Origin of the sequence: Alloscardovia sp. HMSC034E08 (assembly GCF_001813415.1) — a bacterium.
GTDB lineage: Bacteria > Actinomycetota > Actinomycetes > Actinomycetales > Bifidobacteriaceae > Alloscardovia > Alloscardovia omnicolens.
In genome coordinates this window covers 1078890-1099082 of the sequence record NZ_KV812468.1, presented here as the reverse complement: position 1 = coordinate 1099082, position 20193 = coordinate 1078890, and the positions used below count along the sequence as shown (strand labels likewise).

General features: G+C 46.1%; 19 protein-coding genes and 2 pseudogenes. 10 read left to right on the top strand and 11 right to left on the bottom strand.

Translation table 11 applies throughout. From position 1 onward, the window contains the following. Positions 1-346 precede the first annotated feature (346 nt). Positions 347-511 carry a transcriptional regulator gene (locus tag HMPREF2909_RS06360; protein WP_071415632.1) on the bottom strand — a complete coding sequence of 55 codons (165 nt, stop codon included), beginning with the start codon at positions 509-511 and terminating at the stop codon, positions 347-349. 686 nt (positions 512-1197) lie between these two features. Here HMPREF2909_RS06360 and HMPREF2909_RS06355 point away from each other — a divergent pair. After that, entirely contained in the window at positions 1198-2547 is a 1350-nt protein-coding gene (locus HMPREF2909_RS06355) for an MFS transporter (RefSeq protein WP_071415631.1), read from the top strand. A 35-nt stretch (positions 2548-2582) separates the two neighbouring features. Here the strand turns inward: HMPREF2909_RS06355 and HMPREF2909_RS09655 are convergent, their stop codons facing one another. Next, positions 2583-2786 (bottom strand): hypothetical protein, encoded by a 204-nt coding sequence (locus tag HMPREF2909_RS09655; RefSeq protein ID WP_210387880.1) that lies wholly within the window; start codon positions 2784-2786, stop codon positions 2583-2585. 2 nt (positions 2787-2788) lie between these two features. Further along, positions 2789-2977, bottom strand: coding sequence for a DUF1304 family protein (locus HMPREF2909_RS09650; protein ID WP_210387879.1), 189 nt, complete (start codon positions 2975-2977; stop codon positions 2789-2791). Positions 2978-3102: 125 nt separating this feature from the next. On the opposite strand from HMPREF2909_RS09650, the pseudogene HMPREF2909_RS06345 reads away from it, so the two are divergent. The 3 genes and pseudogenes from HMPREF2909_RS06345 to HMPREF2909_RS09645 all read left to right on the top strand — a co-directional run. Beyond that, positions 3103-3873: pseudogene (locus HMPREF2909_RS06345) on the top strand (trans-sulfuration enzyme family protein); the annotation flags it as partial. A gap of 27 nt (positions 3874-3900) precedes the next feature. After that, positions 3901-4269: pseudogene (locus HMPREF2909_RS09510) on the top strand (DUF488 domain-containing protein); the annotation flags it as partial. A gap of 9 nt (positions 4270-4278) precedes the next feature. Beyond that, entirely contained in the window at positions 4279-4899 is a 621-nt protein-coding gene (locus tag HMPREF2909_RS09645) for a GNAT family N-acetyltransferase (RefSeq protein WP_256375733.1), read from the top strand. Here the strand turns inward: HMPREF2909_RS09645 and murI are convergent. Both murI and HMPREF2909_RS06330 read right to left on the bottom strand, forming a co-directional pair. Continuing rightward, positions 4891-5667 (bottom strand): glutamate racemase, encoded by a 777-nt coding sequence (murI, locus tag HMPREF2909_RS06335; RefSeq protein WP_071415628.1) that lies wholly within the window; start codon positions 5665-5667, stop codon positions 4891-4893. The genes HMPREF2909_RS09645 and murI overlap by 9 nt on opposite strands. Continuing rightward, entirely contained in the window at positions 5657-6511 is an 855-nt protein-coding gene (locus HMPREF2909_RS06330) for a patatin-like phospholipase family protein (RefSeq protein WP_049217401.1), read from the bottom strand. Before HMPREF2909_RS06330 ends, murI begins: the two co-directional genes overlap by 11 nt. 121 nt (positions 6512-6632) lie before the next feature. On the opposite strand from HMPREF2909_RS06330, the gene dapF reads away from it, so the two are divergent. Beyond that, complete coding sequence (gene dapF / locus HMPREF2909_RS06325; RefSeq protein WP_071415627.1) at positions 6633-7583, top strand: diaminopimelate epimerase; 951 nt, start codon at positions 6633-6635, stop codon at positions 7581-7583. Here dapF and HMPREF2909_RS06320 read toward each other — a convergent pair. Next, positions 7573-7947, bottom strand: coding sequence for an MmcQ/YjbR family DNA-binding protein (locus HMPREF2909_RS06320; RefSeq protein WP_168165272.1), 375 nt, complete (start codon positions 7945-7947; stop codon positions 7573-7575). The genes dapF and HMPREF2909_RS06320 overlap by 11 nt on opposite strands. Before the next feature lies 1 nt (position 7948). Then, positions 7949-8560 (bottom strand): vitamin K epoxide reductase family protein, encoded by a 612-nt coding sequence (locus tag HMPREF2909_RS06315; RefSeq protein ID WP_049227063.1) that lies wholly within the window; start codon positions 8558-8560, stop codon positions 7949-7951. 38 nt (positions 8561-8598) lie between these two features. On the opposite strand from HMPREF2909_RS06315, the gene HMPREF2909_RS06310 reads away from it, so the two are divergent. Continuing rightward, positions 8599-9531 carry a PHP domain-containing protein gene (locus HMPREF2909_RS06310; protein ID WP_084797289.1) on the top strand — a complete coding sequence of 311 codons (933 nt, stop codon included), beginning with the start codon at positions 8599-8601 and terminating at the stop codon, positions 9529-9531. A 1526-nt stretch (positions 9532-11057) separates the two neighbouring features. Here the strand turns inward: HMPREF2909_RS06310 and HMPREF2909_RS06305 are convergent. Together HMPREF2909_RS06305 and HMPREF2909_RS06300 are read right to left on the bottom strand one after the other, a co-directional pair. Then, positions 11058-11282 (bottom strand): DUF3107 domain-containing protein, encoded by a 225-nt coding sequence (locus HMPREF2909_RS06305; RefSeq protein ID WP_021618104.1) that lies wholly within the window; start codon positions 11280-11282, stop codon positions 11058-11060. Between the two features lie 38 nt (positions 11283-11320). Then, a complete protein-coding gene (locus HMPREF2909_RS06300; protein WP_071416009.1) occupies positions 11321-12970 on the bottom strand; it encodes a phosphotransferase in 1650 nt (549 codons plus the stop codon). A 48-nt stretch (positions 12971-13018) separates the two neighbouring features. Here HMPREF2909_RS06300 and HMPREF2909_RS06295 point away from each other — a divergent pair, with 48 nt between their 5' ends. After that, complete coding sequence (locus HMPREF2909_RS06295) at positions 13019-14572, top strand: ATP-dependent helicase (RefSeq protein WP_084797287.1); 1554 nt, start codon at positions 13019-13021, stop codon at positions 14570-14572. Here the strand turns inward: HMPREF2909_RS06295 and HMPREF2909_RS06290 are convergent. Continuing rightward, entirely contained in the window at positions 14569-16137 is a 1569-nt protein-coding gene (locus HMPREF2909_RS06290) for a zinc-dependent metalloprotease (RefSeq protein ID WP_246815524.1), read from the bottom strand. The two genes, HMPREF2909_RS06295 and HMPREF2909_RS06290, sit on opposite strands and share 4 nt — an antisense overlap. Positions 16138-16550: 413 nt before the next feature. Between HMPREF2909_RS06290 and HMPREF2909_RS06285 the strand changes: the two genes are divergently transcribed. The 3 genes from HMPREF2909_RS06285 to HMPREF2909_RS06275 all read left to right on the top strand — a co-directional run bounded on the left by HMPREF2909_RS06285 (position 16551) and on the right by HMPREF2909_RS06275 (position 19348). Beyond that, complete coding sequence (locus HMPREF2909_RS06285) at positions 16551-17630, top strand: S16 family serine protease (RefSeq protein WP_246815523.1); 1080 nt, start codon at positions 16551-16553, stop codon at positions 17628-17630. Between the two features lie 64 nt (positions 17631-17694). Further along, positions 17695-18108, top strand: a complete 414-nt coding sequence (locus HMPREF2909_RS06280) for a DUF3052 domain-containing protein (RefSeq protein ID WP_049206912.1) — start codon at positions 17695-17697, stop codon at positions 18106-18108. 148 nt (positions 18109-18256) lie between these two features. Next, positions 18257-19348, top strand: coding sequence for an alpha/beta hydrolase (locus tag HMPREF2909_RS06275; protein WP_071415625.1), 1092 nt, complete (start codon positions 18257-18259; stop codon positions 19346-19348). Between the two features lie 87 nt (positions 19349-19435). Here the strand turns inward: HMPREF2909_RS06275 and HMPREF2909_RS06270 are convergent, their stop codons facing one another. Then, a complete protein-coding gene (locus tag HMPREF2909_RS06270; protein WP_071415624.1) occupies positions 19436-20074 on the bottom strand; it encodes a hypothetical protein in 639 nt (212 codons plus the stop codon). Positions 20075-20193: the final 119 nt, after the last annotated feature.

Genomic DNA, 20193 nt, shown 5'->3' with positions numbered 1-20193 from the left:
TTTTACCAAAGAGGATGAAAGCTAATTCACAGCCTGATTGTCGTGAGTGTATCGGGGGTGGCTATTTTACCAAAGAGGATGAAAGCTAATTCACAGCTATTCTCGGCGGCTACAATGGTTAGGAACCACTGTATTAAAAGAAATCATAGCCAATTCGCAATGATAACCAAGATGTGATTGAGAACAAAATACGTTGTAACAAAGGGAATCTCCAATATCATTAGGAACTCATTGAATATGCTAGATAACAAATTGAGCGCTGTTTTGAATTGATACACTCATATGTATACTTAGGACAGCGCAATTTATCAAATACTATTAAAGCTAACGTCCTTTGTGATTACCTTTACCAGGGGCGATTAGCATCCCAGATCTCAATCGTCTCGTGTTTCCATCCTCGTGTACGCTCGATATAGACATCTAGTTCTGGAAGCTTGTAATTACCCAGTGCACCTTTTGCCACGTTGAGGTACTCTGCAACCTCGGTAAAACTCATATATCTTTCTGCCATAATTGATCTTCTCCTTTTCTCTTGAAATAGTATTACTATACATCGGATAGGAAGGAGGCAAGCGAATTTTTATTAGGTGCAGTACTTGCAACAACAGAGAGCTAATTCACAGCTAAGAATGGTGTAATTTTAGACAACAAGAATTCTATCAGATGAAAGCAGTATTCTCGACTTCCCCATTTTTTGGAGAGAATATTACTCATATACAATCTTCCTGTCCTTAAATGCCATTCAAATTAGAGCGTATTCAAAAGTCATCTCATTCAACTCCTCCTCTTAACCGATTAACCGCCATATTTCCCAACAATTTCAACCCATTACAAAATTCCCGAAAATATCGTTAAAATTTTCTTGATTTTCAGCGTGTTGCACCTGTTCAGACACCCGGTTCGCGTTAAAGTAGTGTACGCGCGAAAACACGAAAAGAGAGTGCAAACAGCACGACGATAATCAACGTACAGCAAAGAATACAGGTCAAGGCGAAGAGCGTGTATGAAACGCGAGAGGGTAGCGACGAGAGATAATCAGGGTCGCGACGCGAAACAAAAAATAACAAGAAAACAAAACTAGGTCTCAGCAGACCGAAGTTAGGCGCGCTACTAGAAACTAAAGCGCCGGCAAACAGTAAAACTAAAACAGCAAAACCAAACAGAGACACAACAAACAGAGAGAGCACTGATTGCCTTATGTCACAGTTGACGAGCAGCAATAAGTATGGAAAGTCCATCTTCCAACGCATTTTCGGTGGTTACGGAGAACTTCTCACAATCCCAGGCACTGCACGCTATGCTATTGGCGCTGTTGTTGCCTCAATGCCATTTCCTATGGTGGGTATGTGCATCACTATTTCCGTGCAGCGTATTTACGGCAGCTACACGCTGGCCGGCACGTTAAGCGCGATCCAAGCTATTTCTTTGGCCATTCTTACACCAATTTTCGGTCGCCTTGTCGATCGTTTTGGACAAACGAAGGTATCTATTCCAATCGTTGCCGTGTGGATGATAGCTGCAACGGTGCTGATTACAAGCATTGAACTACACGCGCCTCAATGGCTGCTGTACTGCCTCGTGCCTTTTATGGCGTGTATTCCGCCGTGGGGTGCTATGAGCCGTTCGCGCTGGACGTATCTGCTTAAGAACAAAGAGAACAGCTCAGAAAAAATTGACCGAGCTATGGGCTTTTCTTCCATTTTGGATGAAGCCATGTGGATGATTGGCAATCCGCTCTCATCCATCCTCGCCGTCGCTTCTGGTGTCTTGTCGTTCTCTGCTACCGGTATTTTCGTGCTGGTTGGCGCTATCATGTTTCTGTCTGTACGCTCAGCCGAGCCGCCAAGTCAAACGGATTTAGCGCGCGAAGCAGGTATAACTCGTAAAGAGTTCCGTCTGCAGGAAGCGCAACGGGTAGCGGCAGCCAGCGGTCAGAAAGTAGCAGGAAAGAAAGCGTCCATCTTTTCTTTTGGTTTTATTGCTATCTGCATCACATGGTTTGGTCTAGGCGCTTTCCAAAGCGCGTCAGGTATTTCTATCTTGGCTTTTGCTAAAGAACAGAACGTGCAAAGCCTGACCGGTTTTATCTTTGCTTGTTTCTCATTTAGCTCGCTGGTAGGCGCTACGTTGTACGGCGCGAAGTCATGGATTATCCCGCTGTGGAAACGCTTCTACTTCTGTATTGTTGTTGTGGCGCTTGGCTTGAGCTCGTTTATTTTTGTGAAGAGCATTTGGGCGGTGATGATTATTTACTTGCTTATTGGCGTGTGTCAGTCACCAACGTGGATTAATGGTAACCAGATTGTGCTCCACCTCGTTCCGCCTGCACGCTTTACCGAAGCAGTGGGAATTATGGGTGCGATGAACTCGATTGGTGGTTCTATTGGTAATTCTATTTCCGGTTATTTTATTGATCAGTACGGTGCCCACGGCGGCTTCGTTACTGTAGCAATTTTGGCGCTTATTGCGATGGTTATTGCTTTCGCAGGCGTCAAACAGATTAAAGACGCTACGCTCAAACCAATGCTGACGAATATTGACGTGTAAAACAGAAGGGCTGGGATTTCTCCCAGCCCTTTGCATTAGACGAGCAAAGCGATAATAATAAAAATCAAACTTAGCAGCGGAAGAGTTCCTTGTTTGGCTGATGCTTGAGCATACGAGCTGTCTTTGAGTACTAAACCGAGAGCAGCGCACAACATAGAAGCAGTTCCCGCAATCATTAAAGCAGAACCAACAGCAGTGTATCCGCACACGGTTAACGCAATACCAACAAAAGTTTCCACAGCTAAGAAACCGTTATACAGACCCTGATTGTATGCGAAGAAAGTAAAGGGCGAGCTTCCTCAGCAGTGCCACCGAAAGTTTTTCGCGCTAATGGTCCCTCCCAAGCAAACATCTCCAAGTAGGCGATGAGCACGTGCAACAAGCCAGCAAGAGCAGCAAAAATTAAACCAATAATCAATAAAGTATTCATAACATTTTATTATACGGGCGCTAGTTGCGTGGCTAAGAACGCGCGATAAAAAATAGCTATAAGCGAGCAGAGCGTTTTACTGTTTTACGCTGTTTCGGGCGGTTTCGGCTTGATACTTTGGATACATGACATATTTCAATACTCAACTCATTCACGGTCAGGCGGTGAGCGATAACTCAACGCGCGCTGTAAATCCACCAATCTACAATTCTTCGACTTTCGCTTTCGAAACAGTTAGCGAATATCCGCGCTGGGATTACGCGCGTTCGGGCAATCCTACACGTGAAGCTGTGGAAAAGCAGGTGGCGTTGCTGGAGCACGGCAGTGCTGGTTTTGCTTTCTCTTCGGGATTGGCGGCGATTCACGCGGCGTTCTCCATTTTTGAACCGGGAGATCATATTATTACAGGCGACAACATCTATGGTGGTACGTATTCGATTATTCATGAGTATTTTGAACACTGGGGATTAAGCTTTTTCGAGGCAGATACCACCCGTGAGGAAGCGTTGGAGCAGGCTTTTGACGCGGCTTTCTCGCAGGGCAAGCGCGTGAGGGCTGTGTATTTTGAGGTGCTTACAAATCCGCTGCTTAAAATGTCTGACGTAACAGTTGTTGCTCGTGTAGCGCATGCGCATGGGGCGCTGGTTATTATTGACAATACTTTTGTGACACCGCTGGGTCAGCAGCCTTTGGATTTGGGAGCGGATATTGTGCTGCATTCTGCTACCAAGTATTTGTCTGGTCATTCCGATGTGACTGCTGGGGTAGTGGTGACGAAGAGTTCTGAGCTCGCCGAGAAACTCTACTTTGCTTTGAACCGTGTGGGCGGAGCGTTGTCTCCTCAGGACTCGAATTTGCTACGTCGAGGGATTCAGACGTTGGCGTTGCGCATTAAAATAGACGCCGCGCGCTAGCTTAGAAGTATGACCGATATTGCTTTAAAACGCGCTTACGCTCCTGCTACTCCTGAGATTGATGGCTACCGCATTTTGGTAGATCGTCTCTGGCCGCGTGGCGTTTCGAAAACTAAAGCGCAGCTGGATGAATGGTTAAAAGATATAGCTCCTTCACCTCAGCTGCGCACATGGTGGAATCATGACCGCGCTCGCTACAGTGAATTCGCAGCTCGGTATCGTGCAGAACTCGACAATAATCCTGCTGTTGAGCGCTTGCTCACACTTATGCACGAGCACGCTGATTCGCGCATTACTCTTGTTTTTGGCGCAAAAGACCTTGTGATTAATCATGCCCACGTACTGCGCAACTATCTGATTGAGCAGACCACACCGCGCGAAAACACGGTGCTTAACTCACAAGGTTTTACTATCGCTACAATTCCTGCCAGACCAAAACATTCAGGCAACGCACAATATAAAAAGCCAAATTTAGACGGTTTAGAATACAGCACTCTAGAGCTAAAAGATGCACAGGCTTTGCAATGGGTTGAAGCGCTTACCTTTGAAGATACCTTTTTGCTCACGTCTACGCCGCGCGATAACGATGACTATATTGCGCAGACGTATACTCTTGAGAACACGCAGAGCGAGCTAGCTGACAACTATAGCGTACACACTGCGCTTATCGATACAGCCAGCGGTGAAATAGCTGCTTTTATGAAGCTGAACCGTCCAGACGCTTTTAGCGAGAGCAACCCGAAGATTCCGCAAGACAGTATTGAAGTTCAGCGTTTATACGTAATGCCTCGTTTCAAACGTCGCGGTTTAGGAAGTTTCCTTATGAGCAAAGCTGTTGATTTTGCTCGCGAAGAGAAAGCTGATTGGCTGTGGCTAGGCGTATGGCAATACAATTTCGCTGCCCAAGAATTCTATAAAAATTGGGGATACGAGCGCTTTAGCGAGCATATTTTTGCTGTAGGAGAGGATGAACAGGTAGATTTTCTGCTCAAGAAAAAATTACAGTGACCAAAAATAATTCGATAACTCCATCATGCGCGGATCATCCGATGAGTTGAGCAGGATAATAGTACCTTCATTATTATTGCTTGCCAGCTCATCGCGCTCAGCCAACACATCGCGAACATGCCGTGCTGTGCCCTCATTGCCATCCACAATGCGCACATGCTGGGGCACAAGAGCGCGGAAATAATCGCGGTAATACGTAAAATGTGTGCAACCAAGCACAATAGAATTAACGCTGTCTAATGGGTAAGCATCGAGATAGTGTTGAAGCGTAGCATTTACGCGATCAGCATCTTCAAAATAACCGTTTTCAATAATATCCACCAGCTCAGGGCAAGGCTGTTTTTCAATAGTATGCGTCTGAGCAAAACGCTCCATTAACGCAGCAAATTTCTTCTCACGCAGAGTAAGTTCTGTTGCAGTAACAATTACGTGCTGAGGCTGACCAGCCCCTAAATCACATGCTAATTTAAGAGCTGGTTCCATGCCGATAATAGGAATGGAATAGGATGAACGCATTAATTCAGCAGCAGCACTTGTAGCCGTATTACACGCAATAACAATGGCTTTTGCGCCTTGTTCTATAAGCGTATTAGCCACATTCATACTTAGTTTTTGCACATCTTCAGTCGAACGCACACCATACGGGGCATGTGCAGAATCACCGTAGAAAATAATATTTTCGTGGGGGAGCAGAGCGTGAATTTCTTTCGCCACAGAAATGCCGCCTAAGCCGGAATCAAAAATGCCAATCGGAGCATTACTCGTCATACGAACCTGCCAAAAATTCCACAATCTTCTGTGCTTTTCCCACACCGTCATTGTACATATCGAGCAGTCCTTGACGTGTTTTGCTCAACGTATCTAAACCATACGTATCATCAGGGCATACAATAAGAAGCCGACCTTCAGCAGCATACTGACGAGCCACAGTCATCTCATCGTTATACACTTTCGCGCGGTTGCGTAAAGCCTGCGCAGCTTGCGGATACGAGCGTTGTAGAACGCGCGCAGGAGCCGCATCTTTATGAGGATCACGCACAAAATCATCAGGATGAGTAGTAATCAAAACAACACGGTCGCAACCATCGTCAAAAGCTCTCTGCACAGGAATCGGATCAGTAATACCGCCGTCATAAAAGGGAACGTCATCAATCTGCATAGGCTTGTTAGCAACGGGCACGCAGGAAGATGCCATAATAATGGAATAATCATCCTGATGCATATGCTCTTTACTAAAATATTCCGGCTGACCAGTAAGCGCATTACTTGCTACCACGGTAAACTCGGCAGGGTTAGCAGCAAAAGCCTCGTAATTGAGCGGATATTCGCCATCGCTATTCGACAGCGTGCCGTAAGCATAATCTAAACCAACAAAATTGCGGGTTGTGAGCAGATTGCGCATCGAAGCGTAACGATGACGGAAAGCATACTCCATATAGAAGCGATAGTTGCGCTTATACTGACCTGCTAAAAACGAGGTGAGATTTCCACTGCCAGCAGAAATACCGTAACAGCGATCAAACTGCTGTTCAGCTTTGAGCAGACCATCGAGCACGCCTGCTCCAAAAATATCGCGGTAACCGCCGCCTACATCAATAATTCCCGTAACCATAATCTTTTAGTTTAGTCCCTCGTATGACGTGCGTAGAGCTCGTAGCATAACTCGCGCAAAACTGCGGTAGCGAGCAGAGCTTCATAATTTTCTTGACACATTGCCCGCTAATATAGTGAGTATGACTTTTCCTCGCACAGTTCTTAAAGCACATGGCACAGGCAATGATTTCGTTATTTGGTTCGATGAGCACGGCGAATACGAGCCGACCCCTGAAGAAGTACGTTCTCTTGACGACCGCCATTTTGGGTTGGGTGGAGATGGCATTATCCGTTTAACTCCTCCTGAACATGTGTCTGATGTGAGCGCTGAGCAGGCTCAGGCTTTTCACGATGCAGGAGCACATTGGTTTATGGACTACCGTAATGCAGATGGTTCGTTAGCAGAGATGTGTGGTAATGGTGCTCGCGTAACTGCAGCGCTTGCTATGCATGTTGGATTGACTCAGGCGAGTGAAGATGAGCCTTTTGCTTTGGCTACCCGTGCAGGGATTAAATATATTACTTTCTTAGGAGCTGTGGATGGTTTGGGTACGCATGTGTTCCGTATTGATATGGGGCCGTGGCGTATGGGCATGCGTGAGGAATATATGGTGGAGGTTCCCGCCAATAATGCACAGGGTATGGGAACTTTCGTGGATATGGGAAATCCTCATGTGGTAACGGTTGTGGGGCAGCAGCTTGATTTAACTACGCTGTCTGTGGGAATGCCGTTATCTATTCCTGTGCAGACCATGCCGGATGTGTCTGAGCTTGATTTAACAATTACTCCGCGAGTTGAACCTGAATTGCCTGCTGGTCAAAATGCTGAGTTTGTGCGTATTGATGATGTGAATGCACAAGAAAATGCTGGTCTGGCAACCATGCGAGTTAATGAGCGGGGAGCAGGAGAAACGCTTTCTTGCGGTACTGGTCTGTGTGCAGCTGGAGTAGTGCTCAGCGAGCGTACAGGAGTGAACAACTGGCGTATTAGCGTTCCGGGAGGAACTTTACTTGTTGAAGTTGAAGTTGAGCGTGTGTTACTCACCGGTGATGCTGTGCTGGTTGGACAGGTGGAACTGTTTAACGCGTAGCAAGAGCAGCGCTGGTAGCAATCATGCTTTCAATCTGCTCATCGGGAACAGTTCCACCTAAAATCACAGAAATCCAATGCGTTTTATTCATATGATAAGCAGGAGCAAAACCTGGCTGTGATTGGAAGAAATCAACATCAAAAGGTGACGCCTTGAGATTGAGCACATCAATCATGTTCTCGCTATCACTAATGCCCAAGGTATGCTCTGAAAGAGTCATAGCTAAGCCAAACCATGTTTTTGTATCAGTGTGACGAATAACCGCAAAACTCGGGTGTGAAGCCCACGGATAATCAACGATGCAGTCATAATAACTGCGCACAAAATTAAGTACTGCGTGTGACGAGGTAAAACGAGCCATCATCTTATCCCAACAAAGCAGCGCCATACTTGACGAAAATAATGCCTACGAAAAGCGCGAAAATAAGCAGATCAACAAGCAAATCAATATTCAGATGATAATACATGTGCACAGCCTTATTCTTGCGAGGTATCTCTTGAACAGCAAAAGTTGCATGCGAAGCTGCCATAAACTGCAGCAAGCTTGAAGCTAGCAGACCTAAGCACCATGGGCATAATGCCTGAATAACAAACACAGACTGGGTAAACAGCCATACAGCGTAGAGAACAGCTAACAGATTTCCCGCCCATGCAGCCACAGCAAACCAGCGAGGGAAAGTGATGCGAGCTAAGCCCATAACTGCCACGGTAACGAAGACCGATTCGGCAGCAATACCAAAGAAGGCGTTCGGAAAGCTCAAAGCTCCAACGCGAATAAACTCTGATTGCCAGGAATTAGCGACAGTTGAACAAGAGATAACTGAATTAACATCGCAGGCTAAAGCAGCGCCGGGATGACGTGCCAATTGCAGTGTTTCCGCGCTCAGCACGAAGGAAACGAGGAGAGCTGAAGCTGAAGCAATAAGCATGACCAGATATGTCCACGATGTGGTATGACGCCAACCAGTGAGTTTCATATTATGCCTTTCTTTATGGCTCAGTTTACGATGGAACTATGACGGGTTCACACAATCTTGAGCGCAATGCTGAGTACAACGCTGAACACAATGATGGGCACAAGCCAGCGAGTAGTGGCTGGGACTTGCATTGTCATACGGTTTTTTCTGACGGCACCTATTCGCCTACGCAGCTTATTCGCATGGCTTATGAGAAAGGTCTCCATGGCGTTGCAATTAGTGATCACGATACTATAGCCGGATGGGGTGAGGCTAAGCAGGTAGCTTTAAATCTTCATTTTCCTCTTATTCGGGGTACTGAAATTACTGCTCAACACGACCATGGACGAGTCAGTGTGCATGTTTTGGCATATTTATATGACTGCGAAGATCATAACGTGTTGGATTTGTATGCAGAAATGCGTGAACGTCGTACTCAGCGCGCACGGCAGATGGTTGAAGCCTTGGAGAAAGATTATCCGATTTCATGGAATCTCGTTTTGGAACAAGTGCATGGGGGAGATGCAACAACGATTGGCCGACCGCATATTGCTGACGCGCTGGTTGCTGCTGGTGTTTATGAAACACGAACGGATGCTTTTAATGGTGTGATTTCTGCGAAGAGCCCATACTATATTCCAGTTTTATCTCCCCGCGTTTCGCAGGTAGTTACAGCATTGAAAAATGCTGGTGGTGTTGTGGTTCTTGCGCATTGTGCTGCGCCTACGCGCAATAAGAATTTGCTGACAGATGCCGACATAGAGTTCTTTGCTCGTGACTGCGGTTTGGACGGTTTGGAGGTTTTCCATCGGGATAATCCACCAGAACAGCAAGAGCGCTTGTTGAGGTTGGCGGATCGCTTAGATTTGCTCACAACTGGTGGATCTGATTGGCATGGTGCCGGTAAACCAAATCTTCTTGGCGAGAACTTGACCGATGACGATATCGCTCGTGAGATTATTCGGAGAGGACGTATTCGCGTGATTCGGTAGCTGTGTTCTGTCTTCGCTGGTGACGCGGTAGCTGGACGGTTGTTGAATCTGCTGGGGATTATGGGGCTTTTGTGTTGATGCGAGAGATTGCACGGTTTTCAGTAAGACATACGCGAAACGTATATGCCTTAGCCGTTCAATACGGTATTGAATGCGCCTTCTATGAGATGCAAGACAAAGAACAAAAGAGAAAACAATTCCTATAGTCTTTGAATCACGAGGTGAAAAGGAAAACGCGCTACTCCGTACTGAGTTTGATAATATCATCAACTCCTCTGGACTAGATGGCATAAAAGGAATGCTTAAATTGGCTCTTCAGTTTTTAGCGGGGTTGAGCAGAAGATGTTGCCCAGTAGGTTCCAGTTGATTCCTCCGGCTGTCAAGTGTTAAGACATCGCTGCAGTGTGAATGTGTTTTGGCGCATTTTCTTTTGTCTTCATGCATGAACAACCCTAGTCATATGTGAGGTTGATACGCGCAACCGATATGCCAGTTTTGAAGCCATTTTTGCGCATCAAAACTGGCATAACAGGTGTATGAATCGGTTAAGCCAGTATATGTGAGAGCAATAGCTCTCCGAATTTAACGCGGCGTGCAGCCAGATTGTGAGAAACAGCCGCTAGTCACACACCCGCAACCTAAAACCCCGCGAAAAACCGAAGAACCATTAAATTCCACTGTGCAGACAAGAAAGCAAACCTTGCAGGTCTACAATTTGCTGATTTAATAGCTCGACCAATTGGCAATAAATATCTACATCCTAACAGCATGGATAGGTCATACCAGATTTTGAAACCGAAAATTCGCCGTGGCTCACGAGAGAAAATGCGAGGGGTTATGAGATCAAAATCTATCCGAAATAAAGAAGAAGCGGTAGGGGGTTGAGCTCCTACCGCCGACCGGGCACTCTCAGTCCATTTGTAAGCGAATTATATACTCGTAGACATGTAAATCCAAAAGGATTGGCGTGTTTGCTATTTTTAAACATTGGCTTAGTTTTTGTCCTAATAACCCAATGAATCCGTATAAGAAAGAACTCGTTCTCCCGTTTACGGGAATAATGTTATTGAGGTTGAAAAAGCGACATTTCCATGGGGTCGTTGTGGAATGATTCACAGCTCCACGAGAATCCTGGATGTCGCATCCTGCTAGAAGCTGAAGCTGAGTTTTGTCACAACGATGAATAACAAGGCAAATGCCTCGGGGCAAGACCCAGTACACATCATTCTTTTTTCATATGATATCAGCTCTCATGTGTTCCTGAAAGTTGCTAGCGCTGACAATGCTCACGTCTATTTCGAGATAATTTCAGTCTTCAATAATAAGCGAATCACGGAGTGCCATAGCGAGCCACGATTCACGAACTGCTCACTCAAGAGCCAACATACCTCGTCTTCTGTTTTCAGTCACTTACACGCAAAACCCCTGATGCACCTCGAATCCATTGCAGAAAATACTAAAGCGGGCATTCCCATAAACAATCAACTGTGTGATTCTTTAAAAGAATGCCCGCTTATAAGCCTTCTTTACAGAGCGCCGAAACCTACTGGGTGAGAAGCTTCAGAACCCACAACCACATAAGCAAGATTTTCGCGTGGAACAACGTAAGTGCGACCTTTTTCATCAGTTAACTTCAAAGTAGTGTTATTGTTCACTGCTGCTTCAACCTGAGCGTTTACTTCGTCAGCAGATTCATTGCTTTGGAAAGTCAAAGCCTTAGCTACGTTCTGTACACCAATTTCTACCAGCATATTTCTCCTTTAATAGCCGTAATACTTTTAATAATCCCTTAGTCTACCTGCTGATCAGAGTCGCCATCCGTATTTTCTTGGGCAGCGAAGACCGTCGTCTCAATATCGTCCTGAATAATTTCAGACTCGCCAGAGCCGCTGTCGTCCTCCTCGTCGTTGACGTTCGTTGAGTGCGAACTATCCATAACGAATCCCATAGAATTCACAGCCATATAGCTACGTTGGGAAGTATATGTTAAACCTTCCTGAGCATGCTGAGCTGCGGCAGCGGCGGACTGAGATTGCATAGCAATCGTTGCGCTATTTAAATGTTCTTCTACTTCTGGAGAAACATTCGATACAACGGGAGCTTCTAAACTATCTGCCACGTCTTGCGCGTTGATGCGATGCTGATTGTCTGAAGAATAGCTAAAGTTTTCCGATTGTCTTGGAGTAACGTTCCAGTTTTTACGTGGAGATTGAGCAGCAGGCTGCGGAGGTAGGGGAGCAGCTTGAGATTGAGAAGCATGTAGATTCACTGCGTTATCGGTTGAATCAGAACTCATTTCTGCGCGCTGAGGTGCTTGAGCAATATCGCCTGAACGCATACCAGAATCAGCTATAAAACGAGTCTGACCTGCAGGTTTTTGTGATGTTCCACCTTTAACGCGAGTTTCTGCTTTGCCTTGCGCTGCTTGAGGATTTTCTAATAAATCGCCCACGGTCAGCGTTGTTTTCTTCTCAATAGGTTGACGCTTTGGATTATTACGAGCAATCTGATGAGCCAAAGAATTTACTTGAGACTTAAAGGCAAGGATTTTCGCTGTATCCGCCTGAGTCAAAGCGCGCATATATTCGCCCACTTGTTCCATCTGAGTCCATAAACCAGCACGCAACCAAATCATATTGTCTAAGCGGTTACCCATAACGCGGCTGTAGGCTGCAATAAAGGAATCGCGGTGAGCCTTATTCAAGTGTGTGTAAATCCATGCTAAATCGCGAGCAGGATCGCTAATCTGCATGTTTTCCCAGTGACGAAGAGCGTTCACAGAGTCAGACATAAAAATCAAATCGCCGTTATGGAAACCTCCATGCACAGGGCAGCACGTAAAGTTCCATAAACCTTCAGTAGCAATAATATTTTTCCAGTTATGAATAATTTCTGAAGGAATATGACCTGCTGACTCTAAGCTGTGCATCCATCCTGTTAACTGTTTTTGAATACTTTCAGCAGTATAAGAACGGTATTTTACAGCGCGCAGGAATCCGCCACGTAATCGGTGAATAGCAGCAATAGCAGTACCAGCGGCAGCGCACTGTTCAGAGGTGAGATTTTTCAATGCAACAGCATCACCATCAATATGTGGCGTTATGTATACAGCATTCGTTCCTGTTGAGCTATCTGCACCTTCTCCCGGCACAAACAAAGTATAACTTTCTAAAGTAAAGCTCAAAGCAACAGCAGTTTTCGAATGAGATAGCACATACGCGGCTTTAGCGCGGTCTTTGAGAATGCTTTTACCTTCATCACTTGAAGACACGCTGACGTCATATTCAACGCCTTCGACGCTGGTAATAACCGCGGTGGTAATATCTTTCTTCTCTCCGCTCATAAAGAACTGCTCAGAACCGCGCGTAGTAGCGACTGAAAGCTCCGGCATGGCTGCGGACGCAAGGGCTGCTATTTCAAATACTGAACGTTGACTCACACTGTTAAGAATAATACACAGCACATAAGTTGTGTACCATTGGTGTGTATGACCACCTCTAGCACAGTTTCGAGCAGTTCTATGACCACCGATTATTCAGCTATTCTCGATGGTCTTGATGAGAACCAGCAGCGCGCAGTACAAGCGCTGACTGGTCCTGTGCGCATTATTGCTGGAGCAGGTGCTGGCAAAACTCGTACTATTACTCGTCGTATTGCGTATGCGTGTGTCAGTGGTCAGTGGGATCCGCAGTGTACGCTCGCCGTTACGTATACGAATAAAGCGGCAAGTGAGATGAAAAACCGTTTAGCGAGCCTCAGCGTTCATAACGTGCACACGAGCACTTTCCATTCCGCCGCATACTCGCAGCTGCGTAGAGCTTGGCTTATTTTGGCTCATCGTGATTCGCCAGAAATTTCCAGCGATATGGATTCCTACGCGCATAAAGCTATGTCTCATGTGTTGAACTTCGATGATTACACGAGCGCAGAGGTGCGTTCTATTGTGCAAGAGTTATCGTGGATGAAGGTGAACCTTATTCCATATGCAGATTATGAGCGTGTGGTCAGTGCTATACATCATCGTTTGCCGCTTGATGCTGAGCCAGGTCAGATAGTAGAGATTGCGCGAGAGTTTGAGAAAGAAAAACAGCGTCATAATGTGATTGACTTCGATGATTCTTTACTGCTGTTGTCTCATATTTTTGAAGAGTATGAGGATTTAGCAGAAGATTTTCGTCTCAATATGCGTCACATAACTATTGATGAGTATCAGGATGTGTCTGCCCTGCAGCATCGGGTACTTGATTTATGGCTGGGAAAAAACCGAGATATTTGCGTAGTAGGAGATCCAGCACAGACGATTTACTCGTACGCAGGAGCAAGTAGTTATTATCTGCTTAATTTTGCGAATGAATTTGCGCCTATTGCTCAAGATATTTCTTTGAATATGGATTACCGATCCAGCGCCAATATAGTAGATTATGCGAATGCTGTTCTCGCTGACTGTGCTGATAGCGATGATTATATTGAGCTAAAAACAATGAATGAGCCTGGTCCGCGCGTGAATGTAGCACGTTTTAACAGCGATGAAGAAGAGCTAGCCGGTATTGCATCGCGTATTCAATGGCATGTAGCGCGAGGAACGCAGATTGAAGATATGGCTATTTTGACGAGAACGCGCGCACGTGCTCGAGATATGGCACATATTTGCCGCGAGCAGGGGCTTAACGTGAATCTTAAGCTCGACAATGACGATGCCATTATGACTGGAAAGTCTACTGAACCTGCGGTGACTATATCAACTATTCATGCTGCTAAGGGTTTGGAATGGCATACAGTTTTTATTCCTGACTGTCATGAAGGAAATTTGCCTTTCTTACCTGATGCTCAGTCTGCTACAGACAGCGATCAAATAGAAGAAGAGCGCCGCATTTTCTATGTGGCGCTCACACGGGGAATTCATCAAGTCTATTTATGTGTAGCTCAGCATCCTTTTGCTGGCGGGCAAGGAGCAGCTCGTACTGTTAGTCGCTTTGTGCATCAGGCACATAACGCTGTACGGCGTGCTCGTTACGCACACAATAAACAGAAGGAATCTTAGTCTTTATCTGGGTCTTCATCCTCAGGTTTTTCTTCCTCAGGTTTTTCCGCGTCTAACAGTTGGCTCAGCTCACTATCCCAATCAATAGAAGAAGCCGTGCCTACAGGATGAGTAGAAGGCGAAGAATCTGTGCCTTCATCATTCTTTTCTTGCCCAAAAAGCTCAGAACTCATGGTCTCTATCTCGTCATCAAGAGGAGAAGCTGGCGAACTATCCTTGAGTTCACGCATCACGTCATCGGCTAAAACAGGAAGAGTATCTGGATGCTGCCAACGAGCATCACGACCATCAACACCTTCCGCCAGTGTTAACGTATCCCACATATCACTTGCTTCACGCATTTTCTTCGGATGCAAATGCAATCCAACCAAAGCTTCAAAACTGCGGGCAGCTGCTCCACCAGTAACGCGCTCGCGACGCAACATCTCACGCAACTGTTCAATATGCGGCAAATATGGAATACCTGCGCGCCAAACAATGCAATCAACCCAGCCTTCAACAAGAGCAAGCAGAGTTTCCAAACGTTGCAGTGCTTCGCGTTGCTCTGGCGAATCGCTCATACCCACCTTGCTCAGATTAACAGCACCAGCAATAGACTCAGGATTCATAGCCTGAGCTTCCCGTAACTCTTGTTCCATAGCGTCTAAATCAATGCTGATAGACCGCGCATACTTAGAAATCAAAGCCTTAAACTGAGGCATAAGCCATGGCACGCTGTTAAATAAACGAGCATGAGTATTTTCTACCAAGGTGAGGTAGCTCAATACCTCAGACTCGTCCAGATCGAGATTCTTGGCGTATTCTTGCACGTTTTCTAACACAATACCGCCGGCAGGATTAGATGTGAGAGCAATAACTTGGTCAAAGGTTCCGCGCACTTCACGAGACAGCGAGCCTGCAGCAGAACCGAACTGCATGGCGTAAGACGTGTTACCCAAAACACTCATCAGCTTGCCTGGATCTTTAAGCTCATCAGGCAGAGGAATATTAACCGGGCCAGCAAATAAACCGGCAACCTCTCCGTCCATTCCCTCCGAACCGAAACGCTCTTCAAAAATAGTGGATAAAGCGGTATTCATTGCCGTCGCCACAGGTGTGGCAAAATCAATCCAAGCAGGCAATGTTGCTTCAACCCACTCGTTGCGGGTATACACGCTTATAGCTTCAGTAGTTGGGTTTAGCGAAGTGACGGAATCGAGCCACAAATTCGTTTCTGAGGCAGCCATGCGCACTTTTTGAGCCATAGCAGCGGTAATCTGCGTAATCTGTTCACCTTCGCGTGCACGTTGCTGAGCTAAATTCTTGGCTAAACGACGATTAATTGGGCCGGCATCAAGAGTGTTTTTGATGTCTGTGAAACTATTCATACCGCTTTCTGTAAAAGCCTGCATAAGTGATTGCACTTCGTGAGGATTAGGTAGACCTCGTTTGCCTTGCTGGAGAAACTGTTCACGCATATATTCAGGAAGTTCGTGGAACTGTTGCCATGCCATTTCGCCTTCGAAAGGACCGAATGACTCAAGCATCCATGCGTGTAATTCTTCTTCGTTCATGGCGTCGTCCATGTGTTTTGTCCTTGCTGTGTTTGGGGCTGTTTTTGGTGTTTGGGTTTTGGGGAGTGTTTTGTTTTTTGGGGATAGTCAGATATTTGGTGGGATAGCGGTGTGTTTGAAGAGGTAATGCGGCTCTGTTCTATTGTGCGGTCAGATAGCTCATTTCAACTTGTGCGTAGCTGGTCAATCAAGTGCTCACCGATAGTAACAGCGTTACTGAGTAAGAGTATCGCTGAATGAAAGTATTATTGAGATTACTGAGTGCGTCGAAGGTAATCATAGCCGAACTTTTATCTCGTGATGAAGCGTACAAGTTTTACTCGCGCTATCTTCTGTATGGTTGTTCTTTTCTATACATCGTCCTTCCTATATCCTCGTATGTATTAGTCTTCAAAAAATCCTTTTGCCTCAATATTATGAAAGGCATGAACCAAATGCATAATGAAAATCAGTCCTCTGAGAAATTTTCACCTTCGGAGTATAAGGGGGAAGTATCTTCTGAGCATGGGGTTGCTTCATCCTACGAGTATAGTGGGGGAGTTAGTGTACCAAACGACTACAAAGGGGAAGCTGGCGCGGAGATGCGTGCGGATTCGCTGGAGATGCAGGAGGGTTCTTCAGAACGATTTACTTCAGAACAATCTAACGGCGTTGTTCCCAACATTATGCCCATCCCTTCTCATATGCGAAAAACGCAAGAATCAAAGCGTGCTCATCGTCGCGGTCTTGCTACAGTATTTTTGGTTTTCATTATTGCAGCCCTTCTTTTTGCCCCGAGTCCGTTTGTTATTGAAGTGCCTGGTCCAACAGCAAATGTGTATGGGCGTGTCTCCAAAGACTTGAAAACGCGCATGATTTCAATTTCAGGCGCGCGCACGTACAAAGATAAGGGACAGTTGCGTTTGGTTACCGTGTCGGCAACAGGAGTTCCTGGCTATACAGTTCCGACGGCTGCGGCGATTTTTGCCTGGTTTCATCCGCATATGGCAGTTATGCCTCAAGAGGCCGTCTACTCGGTAGATACGACAGCAGAAGATTATGTTAAAGAGGGTACGCAGGAGATGACGGGGGCGCAAGACGTTGCGTCTAAGATTGGCTTGCAGTACGCGCACGAATATTTGGGTGTAGACGTGTCGAAAGCAAAGGTGAAGCTCAACATTGATAACGTGGGCGGACCCTCTGCAGGCATGATTTATACTTTGGGAATTATTACATCTTTGACGGCTACTGATGAAGCCGGCGGTAAAAACATTGCGGGCACGGGAACTATCGAGAAAGATGGCACGATTGGGGCAATTGGCGGCATTCAGCTCAAAATGGTGGGTGCCCAGCGCGATGGTGCTTCGTATTTCATTGCACCTGAGAGCAACTGTGATGAAGTGGTGGGTCATATTCCGAACGGTTTGAAGGTATATGCTGTCTCGACTATTGATCAGGCGTATAAAGCCGTTGTTGCTATTGGGGCAGGAGATACGGTGGGGTTGAAGACCTGCGCTGTGAAATAAGCAATTCGCACGGATAAGTAGGAGTTGATCGTGCTTTTTCCGTGCATTTTGTTATGCTCAGACTGTGTCTAATACAGGAAATGAAGCACAAGAGTTCGGATTCCAGCCAGGGGACGTAGTTCAGGAATGGCAGTGGGACGACGACGTAGATGAAAACCTACGAGCAGCATTGGAAGATTACCTTGGCGAGGAACTCGTCGATGAAGAGTACGATGCCGGTGTAGATGGTGTTATCCTCTGGTGGCGCGATGGCGATGATGAGGATGAACTCGCAGATACCATTATGGATGCCAGCGAAATGTTGAACGCTGGTGCCCCATTTTGGGTTTTGATTCCTAAGCCAGGTCGCCCAGATGCTATCGGTCCAAATACCTTACAGAATGCAGCAAAAACTGCAGGTATGAACGCATCCACACCAGAGACTGTGGCACCTGATTGGAACGGTATCCGTTTACGCGCTTTCGGCCGCGGCCGCTAAACCTGAGTCTATATAGCAACGTTCATCAGGAGCTAAAACGAGGTATTGTTCAAACAGTACCTGTTTGAATGCCTCTGTCATGATGTTTCTCATGTCGAGGAGTGCCCCTTACTATAAGCACAATACTGTATGTGCAAAGGAGCATTCAATGAGCAATACATCATCGAGTTTGAACGGACCGGGAACATCTGATAACAGCAATGCTTACGCTATCGTAGAGCAGGCACGTGCTCTCGAAAGCTGGCGCAAAGCGGGTAAACTGTGGAGCTATATGGACGAAGATTTGTGGGGTAGTACAGCCGCACAGATTTCTTCACCAGTATCTATGCGCGCTCGCATGACCGCATGGATTATGCGTCTGATGAGTTCGAGAACCGATTATCCTCGCATTCTTGCGTGGGATTTACCGCGCGATGTGACTGCTCATCTCGCAATTGCTTATCAAGATGATAATCAGCGTGCCCATTATTTAGATGTTTTCGCGCCTGCAGATACGGGTGAAGGAAAACTGTATCCTGTTGTTATCGATGATCATGGCGGCGGCTTCGTTTACGGTACCCGTGAACTTAACCGTAGTTTCGCTATGCACTTAGCTCACCGCGGTTATGTTGTGGTTGTGCCAAGTTACCGTCCAGGACCGCGATGGACTTTTGTAGATATTCTTACCGATTTATCGCACGCATATTCATGGGTTCTTGAGCACGGTGCAAATTACGGCGCAGATATAGATAAACTGTTCCTCACTGGCGACTCAGCAGGCGCTTGTATGGCTTTGCACAGTACACAGATTGAAAATAGTCAGGCTATGAGCGCTCAAACAGGTGTTCCTCAGGCAGGACTAAATATTAGAGGGCTTCTCCTCGTTTGTGGCATTTACAACCTTAAAGAACATTTTGATCCGCACAGTTATGCGGGTATGTTGCAAAGTATTTGCCCAGAAGTTTTCGAAAGTGTACACGATAAGTTTGTTGGTTACGATAACACTACAGATTTATTGGCTGCAGCGCCGCTTCCTCCTGTATTTATTAATACATCGAGCGATGATTTTCTTCACGACGAGAACGTTGATTTAGCTGAACGTTTGGAAAAATTAGGTGTTGATTATGAGCTCGACGATGCTGATGCCAAGCAATGGGGCGAGCTTGGTCATGTTTCAGTTATTGGATTGGCAACGCATGAACGTTCCCAGATTTCTCTCGATAAGATGGACGTTTTTATGCGTCGAGTGCTGGGGGAATAAGAGCTTAACTTCTGAACATATGAATTGCCTTCTGATTCTCGTAAACGAATCAGAAGGCAATTCAGGGTTAGGTTTCTATATAGAAGCTTAAGACCGTCGAGGCCAGTAGTACAGGCTCTGAGTACCTTTTTTACGCGGTGGCTCTCTGTGCCCGAATTCGTCGACGGTTTCTTCAAATACTTCCCCATCTTCGACCACTTCGAATTCGAAAGCTGATCTTTTGAACGTTTCGTTATAAACCCAGGAGCCAGGAATAATTCTCAACACTGCGCGTGTTACACCTCGATGAATAGCAACAGCGTATTCGATATTTCTCTTTTGCTCCTCGCTCGGGTTAATTTTCCACCAGCCACTTGCAGAAAGAGCAATATCATAGTAATGCTTCTTGCGTTCTTCGCTTGGAAGCCATTCATGCTTGTATCCATAACCGTAGCGTTTTACTCCGCCTGGCATATCCTCACCCTCAGGTGTATCAGTCCACCCGCCAAGAGTGATTGTTAAAAGAGGTCTCGTTGTGTCCAAAACAGGGGTAGCCATTTCTTCAACTAAGTCAGACAGTCTCATAATTCCATGACCCCGGCTAGCTTCCTTGCGCGCATTGGTCAATTGTTCTATATGCTGATTTGGGAATCTGTTTGCATCTTCTGTTGTAGGCAGTACAGGAAAGGTTTGAAATAGATCAATGCACGCAGCTTCAACTGCAGTGTACTCAGTGTCTGACTTCATACCGTGTCTGATAATCCAAATCTCCGGTTCTAATCCCGCCTTGCAATTTCATTAATTTTCGTGACTTTGGCTCCGGTGTTATTATTATCATCTTGCTCGGAGTAATACATATGCTTCAT